Raw genomic sequence first — 10173 nt, forward strand, 5'->3', positions numbered from 1 at the left:
CAGGACGGACGCCGTCCCGGAGCCCAATTCCTCTCAATCCCTGTCACCTCCCGGGTTGCTCGCGCGCACGCGCGGACTCCCGCCGTGGTCGGGTGTTTCGCGCACGGCGGTGCGCCCGTGTTTCACTCGGGGGACACGACCCGGGCCGGTGGATCGTCCGGGCTTCGGCGGGGACGGGCCACGTATGAACGCGGGCGCGCAATCCCTGTCATGGGCCGCACCGCCCTGCTGTACGGCCGTCTCGTCGTGGCGGAGGGACCGCGGACTCAGGCGCTCTTGCGCCGCCGCATCATCGCTTCGTACGAGCGACCCACGCTCTGGGAGAGGATGAGCAGCTCACCCACGTCCGGCGGGGTGAGCTGATCCGGCCCGTTGTCCACGTAGAGCAGGTGCACCACCTTGCCGCGCACGAGCAGCGGCAGGATGACGGCCGTCGTGGGGAAGCCACCGCCCAGCAGCCGGTAGAACATGCCCATGGCCGCGTCCCGCTTCACCGGGCCCACGTAGTGGGAGCGCGTGTCGCGCACGAGGCGGAAGGTGCTCTGGTCGCGCAGCGGCACGCCCATGCGGCGCACCGCTTCGTCGCGCACGCCCCGCCCCATGCCGTGCCAGCCCGTAACGAGGCTGCCCTGCACCGACAGCAGCAGGCACCGGCGCCACTTGCCGGAGGCGAAGCGCAGCACCGTGCGGGCCACGTCCTCGCGGTCCGAGCTGCGCGCCAGCTCCGCCTGGGCCTCCGGGAACGTCAACGGCTTCGGACGCGGTTCGGGCGCGCGGGCTGGAGCCTGGGTGCCTCCGGCCGGCGATGTCGGCTGCGGGGCCTCGGGTGGCCCCGCCCTGGCGCCCACCGGAGGCGTTGCCGGTGCACCACCGCGCTGTGCCGCCACGTGCGCGGACATTCCAGGCGCAATACCGGCCTGCGCCGCCTGCGCTGGCATTCCGGGCGCACCACTGGAGTGAGCCGCTGCTTGCGCGGGCACTCCGGGCGCAACACCCGCTTGAGCCGCCACATGCGCGGGCAGTCCTTGTGCAGCACCCGCTTGGCCTGCCACGTGCGCGGGCGGCATTCCTTGCGCAGCACCTGCCTGACCCGCCATGTGCGCGGGCATTCCTTGCGCAGCACCTGCTTGACCCGCCACCTGCGCGGGCATTCCCGCAGCGCCACCTGCCTGTGGCCGAGGTGCGCCTTGCGCGGGCATCCCCGGGGCGCCACCCCACTGACCCGCCCCCTGCGCGGGCACTCCGGGCGCACCACCGGGCTGCACCGCCGGGCTCGCGGCGCGGGCCACCGTGGCTCCATGCGCGGGCAGGCCTGGGACTGACGGGGCCAGGTGCGCGGGGATGTCCACGCGCGGCTGCACTCCTGGCGACATCGGCCGCTGGGCCGCGGGCGGCGGCTGTGCCGCTACCGCGGGCCGGGCCGCGGGCGTCTCCACCAGCTCCTCGCCGGTGATGATCTCCCCCTCCAGCACGTCCTCGTCGCCGTCCGCGCCACCGCGCAGCGCCTGCGCGTAGACGGACTGGAACTCCTCCTCGCTCATCAGGTCCGGAGGCCGCTCCTGCGCCTTCACCAGCTCCGCCGCCGAGCCCTTCGCCGGACGCGGCCGGACCGCGTTCACGTCGATGGCCCGCAGCTGCCGGAACGCCTTCGCGTGCCGGCGCAGCAACTGGTTCATCCGGAACTCGGGGATGACCACCGGCACCACGCGCTTGCCCGTCTTGAACGCGATGGCATCCAGCGTCGGGAAGTCGTGCGGGTTCACCACCGCGACGCTCAAGCGCGTCGCGTCGGAGCGCATCGGCAGGTATTCCTTGTCGTCCGCCTCGTTCAGGTTCACCAGCCCCACGGCCTTCGGGTCGGGCACCATCTCCCCGGACGCGTAGGCGCAGTTGTGGAGCTTGCCCAGCGCCTTCGCCAGGTCCGGTTCGGACAGCAGCCCCAGCTCGACCAGGTTCGTCCCCAGCCGACCGCCGTGCACGACCTGGGACTCCAGCGCCTCCTCCACCGCCGCCGCGGACACCAGGCCGTCCTTCACGAGCAGTTCACCCAGGCGCATGGGCTCGCTTGTAGCCATGCCCCATCACCCTCCGCAAGCCTCCGCCCGGGCGCCCCAGCCCCCCGGGCAGCCCCTAGTCCTCCGGGTGATGACTCAGCCCCACCCGGTTGCCCTCCGGGTCCCGGACGTAGAGCGTCCACCGCGTCTCGTGCTCCAGCGCAACCCCCGCACGGGCAAAGGTCTCCACCACCCCACCCCTCGCCTCGCGAGGGATGCGGAACACCAGCATCAGCAGGCCCGGCGCCGGGTGGCGGAACGGCGATGCTTCCGGCGTCCCGTCCACCGCCTCGATGGCCAGGAAGGCGCCCCCGGGGACGCCTACCCAGATGCTCCGCAGGGTGCCGTCCTCGCGCAGGTGGCGTTTGAGCTCGGGAAAGCCCAGCAGGTCCCGATAGAACGTGGTCACCCGCTCCACGTCCTTCGCTTGAATCGCCACATGGTGGAAGCCCTGAACGTCCCTCATGGGGTTGATGCTAGGGTCTGCCCGCCCATGGCGCGACTGCTCATCGTCGAGGACAACCAGGAACTGGCCTCCCTCATCGCCACGGTGGCGCAGACCCGGGGTCATGACGCGCTCGCCGTGTTCACGGGCGAGTCCGCGCTGGAGTCCCTGGGGCCCACCTCCCACTTCGACGCCGCCCTCGTGGACCTGCTGCTGCCGGACATCCGGGGCAGCGAGGTGCTGGGCGCGCTCCGGGCCCACGGCATCCCCGCCATCGCCGTCAGCGGCGTCTACAAGGGGGACCGCTTCGCCCAGGAGGCCATCAAGGTCCACGGCGCGTGCGCCTTCTTCGAGAAGCCCTTCGAACTCGACGCCGTCCTCAACGCGCTGGAAGAAGCCGCGGGCCTTCCGCCCGTCCCCCAGTCGGACCTGCTCGACGAGGTGGACCTGCTCGTCCTGGAGGAGCTGGTGCAGGAGGAGCCGGCGCCGGAGGCCGCGCCCACGCCCGAAGTGAGCCCCGACCCGGCCGGGCCGGACCTCCCTGCCCCGGAGCTGGAGGCGGAGGCGGACACGGACTCGGACACGGCCGAGCCCATGTCGGAGGCCCTGCCCCTGCCCTTCGCCCGGCGCGACGCCGTGTGGGCGGAGCCCGTGGCCGCGCCGGAGCGCCGCCGCCGGGAGCTTCCGGAGTGGTCGCTCGGCGGGGACCTGAAGCACACCCGCGTGCCGCGCCTGCTCAACGCCTACTACGAGGCGCGCCACCACGGAGAGCTGAAGCTGCGCCAGGGCACGGTGCTCAAGGTCGTCTACTTCGAGGCGGGCCGCGTCGTGTACGCCGCCTCCAACCTGGCCCCGGAGCGCTTCGGCCGCTTCTGCCTGCGCAAGGGCGCGCTGACGGAGGCGCAGCTCAACGAGGCCGCCACGTACGCCCGCGAGCACTCGCTGCGCACCGGCGACGCGCTCCTCAAGCGCGGCCTGCTGAGCCCGTCACAGCGGCGCCGGCTGCTGGAGGAGCAGGTGAAGGAGATCCTCTGGTCCACCTTCGCGTGGGTGGAGGGCGGCTACGGCTTCAGCCCCATGCGGCCGCAGCGCGCGGACCTGGTGCCGCTGTCGCTCTTCCCCGGTGACCTCATCCTGGAGGGCGTGACGCGCACGGAGACGCTGGTGGCGCTGCGCCAGTCGATGGCGCCCGGGCGCCGGCTGTTCCCGTCCGCGGCTCCGCCCTACGGCCTGCACGAGCTGAAGCTCACCGGCCCGCAGGCGATGCTGCTGACGTTCGCGGACGGCACGAAGACGGTGGAGGACCTGCTGGCGCTCACGGACCTGTCCGAGCGCGAGGCCCTGGGCACCCTGCGCGGCCTGGAGCTGTCGGGCGTGCTGGAGGAGCGGCAGGAGACACCCGGCCGCCGCCAGCGCATCAGCTTCGGGCTCTGACGCCGCGCCTGCGCCGCGCAATCCACGCGAGCGCCCCCAGCCCGAAGGCCGTCACCCCCGAGCCTCCGCCGGAGCACCCGCAACCCGACGTGGAAGGCGGCGGCGCGGGCGCCTGGGACACCACCACGCCCCGCAGCTTCGCGACGCCCGAATACGTGGGCGTGCTCAAGAGCCCCGGACGCACCACGTAGGTGAGCGTCACGGTCTCGCCCGCGGCCACCGCCAGCGGCGCCACCGTGAAGCTCCCGTCCTTCACCTCCGTGGGCGTCACCCGCTGGCCATTCACCTTCACGCTGTCGGGAAGCAGCTCCACCCCGCTGGCGACCTCGTCGTAGCTCAGCGACGCGACACCACACGCGGAGTCGTTGCGCAACGTCACGACGACGCCCATCAACCCCGAGTCGGAGCCCGCCTCCAATTCGCTGCGGCGCTCCAGCGTCACGAAGGGCCGGGCGCCAATGCGCACCACGTGCTCGCGCGTCACCTCGGAGGCCCCCAGCGCGGTCGCCTTCACGCTCAGGGTGAGGGACTCGCCCACCAGCGACTCCAGCTCCGTGTCCTGCGTGGACAGCTCCACCGAGTCACCGCGGGACTGGAGCGACGCAAGCTCCGGCCCCTGGGAATGGTTCCACGCGAGGTCCACCACCGTGCACGCGCCCTCCGGGAAGGTCTGCCGCAGCGTGCCCCGGGCGCCCTCGCCGCAGGTGGCGATGACCTCACCGCTCACCCCCCCCAGCACCACGTCGCGCGCGTTGCGCGTGAGCGGCTGGGACAGCTCGGACTGGACGACCGCGCCGGTGCCCAGCGTCTCGTACACGCGGACGCGCACGGTGTAGCTGGCTTCGCCGCAGGTGGGCGGCAGCGCCAGGTCGAAGCCGTCCGAGATTCCGGCGAGCGTCTGCGTGGCGAGCACCCGGCCCGGAACGCCGGGCGTGGCGGAGGGCTCCTCCAGCGTCGCCACCAGGGTGAGCTCACGGTCGCCCGTGCAGTTCAGCACCGGCGTCGTCGTCACGCGGCCGCGCACCTTGCGCTCCTCCGGTGCGTCCAGCACCAGCGCGAGCGACACCGTGTCCAGGGGGATGCGGCGCGGCAGCACCGTCAGGTTGACGTCGGACGCCGGGCCCTCCAGGACGCGCCCTTCCACGGTGATGCGGTTGAACGCGCGCAGCTTCAACGCCGTGGTGACGCAGGACTGCGAGCTGACCAGCACGGAGCTTGCCTCGACCGGCGTCGGGCCCACGACAGCGCCACTGCCGACGACCGTCACCGCCACGTTCGAGGGGTTGTCCGTCACCGACCACATCGTGGAGACGGGAGGCAGCCCGTCGGTCCCCGCGCACAGGTGCGTCATCAGGGCGCCCAGGGCGGTCCCGGAGTAGACCTCGCGCGTGGGGCTGGCGAACGGGGCCTCGGGAGGTCCCCACGGGTAGATCCGCACCGGGACGTTCGTGTGAGGCGACGTCAGCTCGCCGTCGAACGCGCGCACGTCGTAGGTGAAGGTGTTGATGCCCGGCTTGCAGCGGTCCGCCCTGGAGAGGACCGGGTTGAGCGTGGCCACCATGTCCGTCGTCTCGAGCGTCGGTGCCGCGCTGGACTGCTTCGCCCAGAGGTACCGGATGGGCTCGCAGCCGGAAGCGCCCCGCCTTGGCGTGAGGGTGCCCCGGGGACCGCCCGCGAAGAAGACGCCGCCCTCCACCGCCTCGGTGGCGCCCGCGGGCGCGGCGGGAAGCACCGAGTGCTTCACCTGCAGCTCCACCGTCTTCGTCGTGTCATGCCCGGCGAGGCCGTCCGAGGCCACCACGTCGACGAACGACTTCTGGCTCGCGCAGAACCCCGAGGCCGCGGTCAACGCCAGCGTGAGCCCGTTGCCTCCCGCCGTGGGCGCAGGCTCCTGGACGGCGGTGAGCAGACCTCCGGGATCGCGCAGCGTGGCCGTCATCCGCACGGTGTCCCCGTCGTTGTCGGCCACGGCGAGGGGCAGCTTCTTCAGCGTGCCCTCGTCGACGACGAAGGTGCGCGGCAGGCCTTCCAGGTCCGGCTTCGCCTTGTTCTCGTAGATGAGGATGTTCTGCGCGGGACGGGGAAAGATGGCGACGCAGTACGACGCTCCCGAGCACGCGACCTGCGCGGCGGGGTCGTTGAGGACCGTCTGGAACTTCGAGTTGTTGCGCCACACGGAGCCGGGCGGCGCGGACGGAACCACGGGCTCCGCGCTGAGCGCCGACACCTGGCCGTTCGGCCGCTTGACGAACATCAGGCCGAAGCCGACGCCCGCATCGGAGCCGTTCGCCACGTCGAAGGCGAGCGCATCCACCGACATCGGGCCGCCATCCAACGGCACCGGATCAAACGGCGACGAGGCGCCTCCCAGCGTCCCTCGGAACAGGCCCGTGTCGTTGCCGAAGTACGCGAGCGGCTTCGCCGGATCCACGCCGGGCAACATCGCCACGGAGCGCGCTGCGTTGGGAGGCGTCACGCCCTGGGCGGGATAGGCCTGCGCGACCGTCCCCCGGTACCAGACGAAGTTGGCCTTCGTCGGCGACACGGAGAACAGGGCGTGCGCGAAGCCGTCCGCCTGGGGAGGCAGCACCGCCAGCGGCGCCTGGGCGACGGCGCTCGGCAGCGGCATCGCGAGGGTGCCCCACTCCGCATTGCCCTCCTTCGGGAGGAGCGAGGAGCGGAACTCCCAGCTCACGGGAGACACCTTGGCGCCGGCGTAGCCCACGCCCGCGTCCGGGCTGAAGCGCACCGTGGTCAGGTCCTCCGGGGTGTCCGGGAACAGGGTCCTGCCCTCTTCCGGAGCACACCCACCCACGCTCCGCAGGGTGCCGTCGTCGCGGACGCCCACCACGCAGTTCGTCCCGCGCAGGTAGCTGCCCGCCATGCCGCCCGACAGGGTGGAGACGCCTCCGTCCTGGAAGATGAACAGCTCCATGTCCGTCGCCACGGCGAAGAAGCCGGGCCGGAAGACGACGACGTCCTTCGGGGTGCCGTTCTGGGTCTGCGTGGTGGTCCAGTCCGCACGGGCCCCCGCGGCGACCAACACCAACCCCACGCCCACCATCCAGGCTCGCACGTTCGACGTCCCTTCGCTCGGCCTCTAGTAGGCCACTTCCGCCCGCAGGTAGAGCCTGTCCGGAGCATCCACCGATTCCGCTCCCAGCCCCAAACCGCTGAAGCCCAGGACGGTGTACCCCAGGGCCACCCGGAGGCGCTCGTCCAGCCGGTATGCCACCTCCGCCCGGAGGGCCTCCAGCCCCTGCCCCGCCGCCGCGGACGTGCGCCGGGCGGCCTCCACCCCGACCTCCAGTCCGCCCACCACCCGCACCGAGGGGCGCAGCGTGCCCGTCCACACCCACTGGGAGGAATCCCCCAGGCTGGTGCGTCCGGCGTGCAGCCCCGCCGCCACGGAGAGTCGGTCTCCCACGCGCACCGCCGGCATCAGCGACAGCGTGTGGAGGCGCCGGTCTCCAAAGGCCCCGCGGATGCCGGGAGACAGCTCACGCGTGAGGCCGTAGCGGGCCACCACCAGCCACGGGCCCGGCCGCCACGCGAGCGCCGCGAAGCCCTCCGCGAACCGCGCCTCCAGCCCGCCCAGGCCCGCCGTGTGCGCGAAGTCCAACCGGCCCGACGCCGTCACGTCGCGCACGAGCAGCGCCTCCGCGGCCAGCGCCAGCACCACCTGGGTGCGATCCACCGGGACGGCAGGGCCGCGCGCGGGGGTGCCCTCCTCGTGGCGGACCTCGGCGCGCACCTCCGCCCGCACGCGCTCGCGCAGCCACTGCGCGGAGACGCTGGCCACGTCGCGCGTCAGGTCGCCGTCGAGGTCCAGCGGGTGACGCACGCCGCGCTCATAGCGGGCCCCCACGCCGAAGCCGTCCAGCAGCACCTGCTGGAAGCCCACCGCGCGCGCGAGGCGCAGGGAGGTGGCGTCGTGCGCGCTCACGTCCTCCACGAACACCGTGGTGCCGTCCCCCACCTCCGTGCGCGCGCCCGTCACCGCGCGGCCGGCGCCGTGGTCCGGCCCGTCCACGTCCACGGAGTAGCCGCCGTAGAACACCTCCGGGCCCCGCCGCACCCGGGCATCCAGCCACGCCTGCGGCCCGAGCTGGGGCCCCCAGCCGCCCTTGACGCCCACGGAGGCATCCGGGCCCAGCGCCACGTCCACGCCCGCGGAGGTGAAGGTGTCGTCCCACCTGCCGGGCCCTGAGCCGCGCTCGTGGAGTCGCTGCCGGTGGCCGGCGGACACGACCACGCCGGGAGCGACGGTGAGGTGTCCCGCCACGCCCGCGGAGGTGCGGCCGCCTTCGCGCAAGGGGCCGGTGCCGGGCACGTCGGTGGCGCGCAGCCAGCCGTCACGCAGCTCCACGCGCACGCCCCACGCGTCCTGCGCATAGCCCGCGGCCACGCCCAGGGTGCGCGCGGCGAAGGGGGCGTCCTCGAAGGGCAGGCGCGGATCCGCGGAGCGGCGCTCGTCGCCCAGGAGCGTGAAGCGCAGCGGGCCCACTGGCTGGGTGGCGCGCAGGGACAGCTGCCGGAAGCGCGACGCCTCCAGGTGGGCGCCGTCGGAGAAGCCGCGTGAACGCTCGCGCCACGCGGCGTCCACGGAGCCGCCCTGCCCCAGCGGCCCCGGGCCACTCACGCGCAGGCCCACCGCGCCACCGTGGTCGTCCTGCGGTCCGACGGGGCGGAGGAAGGACAGGCCGCCGTCGTCCGACACGCCGAAGACCCCGGGCTCCATCGCGAGCCCCCGGCTGGTCGCGGCCTCTGCGAGCAGCGAGTACGCGCCCACCCGCGTCTGGCCCCGTCCGGACAACAGCTGGAACGGCCTGCCCATGCGGCGCTCGCGCACGGCGGCGAGCCCCACGGACGAGTCACGCCAGCGCGCCCACGCTTCACCGCCCACGGTGTCGCGCGGATCCCCGGCGCGCAGCACGGCGTAGTCCACGACGAGCACGGGCTCGGGGGCCTGGGTGAGGGCCTCCGTGCGGAGCAGCGAGGTGCCGGTGAGCATCGACAGGGGCCGCGCGAGCAGGATGCGGCCCGCGAGGTAGTCGATGTCGTAGTCGCGCCCGCGGATCAAATGCTGCTCGCCCAGGGGCAGGCCGGTGACGCCGTCGCGCACCTCCACGCGCACCAGCTCCGAGCCCTCCACCACGGTGTTGCCGCCGAGGTAGTAGAGGCTGCCGCCGGTGGCCCGCAGCTCCTCGTGCGCGGGCATCGTGGCCAGTCCGCGCGTCGGATCCACGAGTCCCCCCGCGAACACGTCCACGCCGACGCGCAGCTCGCCGACCTGTTTGTGGAGCTCGGCGAAGGGCCCGAAGAGGGGGCGGTGGTAGCGGCCCACCTCGCGGTCCTGTTGGAGCGCGCGGTAGGTGCCGAAGCCGGCGCGGCCGTACTGCTCGTGCCGGGCCTCCAGGCGCAGGCGGCCCTCGGAGGGATTGGGGGTGAGGGACACCGAGGCATCACCCCACTCCGCCGGAGACAGGTCGGGATCGCGCCAGCGGTCGAAGCGTTCGGGCACTCGCGGGCGCAGCCCGTCCGCGACGGGGGCGTCCTTGAGCTGGCGCACGTCGGTGTCGCGCAGGTCCAGCTCACCGACGAGCTGCACCGGTCCCACCTGCGCCTCGCCATGGGCCGCGCCACGGCCCCGGAGTCGGAAGCCGCCGCCCGCGGGCGCGAGGCTGGCTTCCAGGTCGAGCAGGCCCACGGCGAAGGGCTGGGCACGGGCCTCGATCGACACCGTCACGGTGCTCGCGGGCTGACCCGGGGGTTGAAGCGAGAGGGGGACGGCGTTGCGTCCCGTCACGAGTCGCACGGGCAGGCCGACGCGACCTTCGGGGCCCACCACGACCTCCCCTTGCGGCGAGCGCACGCGGGTGCCGGGAGGCGCCTCCACCGACAGGCGCGTCTCCCCGGTGGGCAGCGGCGCGGCGTCGGACGCGAGGCCGTGCAAGGCACCCAGGCGCTTCACCTCGCGAGGGATGACGAGCCACCCGCTCTTCCCGCGTCGCAGCACGTCGAAGCGCTGGTGGAAGAAGCTCACGGCCCCGCCCGACGCGGTGGTGGTGAGGGGGACGACGTTCTCTCCCGGCCGGAGCGGCACCCTCGCGTGCCACGCACCGGAGGCGTCCACCGTCGCGTCCAGGTCGCCCGCGCGGACCCGGTCACCGGGAGCAGCCTGGCCGGTGATGAGGAAGCGGATGCCCTCCGGTGCGACCTGGGCTTCGGGAGGACGGC

5 protein-coding genes are annotated in these 10173 nt (G+C 73.5%); 1 reads left to right on the forward strand and 4 read right to left on the reverse strand.

Going from position 1 to position 10173, the window contains the following annotated elements; translation table 11 throughout:
* Window positions 1-266: 266 nt before the first annotated feature.
* Complete coding sequence (locus D7X12_RS14805) at window positions 267-2075, reverse strand: cyclic di-GMP-binding domain-containing protein, MshE-related (RefSeq protein ID WP_244224559.1); 1809 nt, start codon at window positions 2073-2075, stop codon at window positions 267-269.
* 55 nt (window positions 2076-2130) lie between these two features.
* Window positions 2131-2520 carry a VOC family protein gene (locus D7X12_RS14810; protein ID WP_120625919.1) on the reverse strand — a complete coding sequence of 130 codons (390 nt, stop codon included), beginning with the start codon at window positions 2518-2520 and terminating at the stop codon, window positions 2131-2133.
* Between the two features lie 27 nt (window positions 2521-2547).
* Between D7X12_RS14810 and D7X12_RS14815 the strand changes: the two genes are divergently transcribed.
* Window positions 2548-3933 carry a response regulator gene (locus tag D7X12_RS14815; RefSeq protein ID WP_120625920.1) on the forward strand — a complete coding sequence of 462 codons (1386 nt, stop codon included), beginning with the start codon at window positions 2548-2550 and terminating at the stop codon, window positions 3931-3933.
* Here the strand turns inward: D7X12_RS14815 and D7X12_RS14820 are convergent.
* A complete protein-coding gene (locus D7X12_RS14820) occupies window positions 3917-7009 on the reverse strand; it encodes a hypothetical protein (protein ID WP_147443663.1) in 3093 nt (1030 codons plus the stop codon). The two genes, D7X12_RS14815 and D7X12_RS14820, sit on opposite strands and share 17 nt — an antisense overlap.
* A gap of 24 nt (window positions 7010-7033) precedes the next feature.
* On the reverse strand, window positions 7034-10173 hold a 3140-nt coding region (locus tag D7X12_RS14825; protein ID WP_120625922.1), incomplete at its 5' end, for a flagellar motor protein.

The organism is Corallococcus sicarius (assembly GCF_003611735.1).
Taxonomy (GTDB): Bacteria; Myxococcota; Myxococcia; order Myxococcales; family Myxococcaceae; genus Corallococcus; species Corallococcus sicarius.

Excerpts from the sequence above, each read along its gene's own strand:
- D7X12_RS14805 (WP_244224559.1), bottom strand. The coding sequence starts at position 2,075 with ATGGCTACAAGCGAGCCCATGCGCCTGGGTGAACTGCTCGTGAAGGAC.
- D7X12_RS14810 (WP_120625919.1), bottom strand. The coding sequence starts at position 2,520 with ATGAGGGACGTTCAGGGCTTCCACCATGTGGCGATTCAAGCGAAGGAC.
- D7X12_RS14815 (WP_120625920.1), top strand. The coding sequence starts at position 2,548 with ATGGCGCGACTGCTCATCGTCGAGGACAACCAGGAACTGGCCTCCCTC.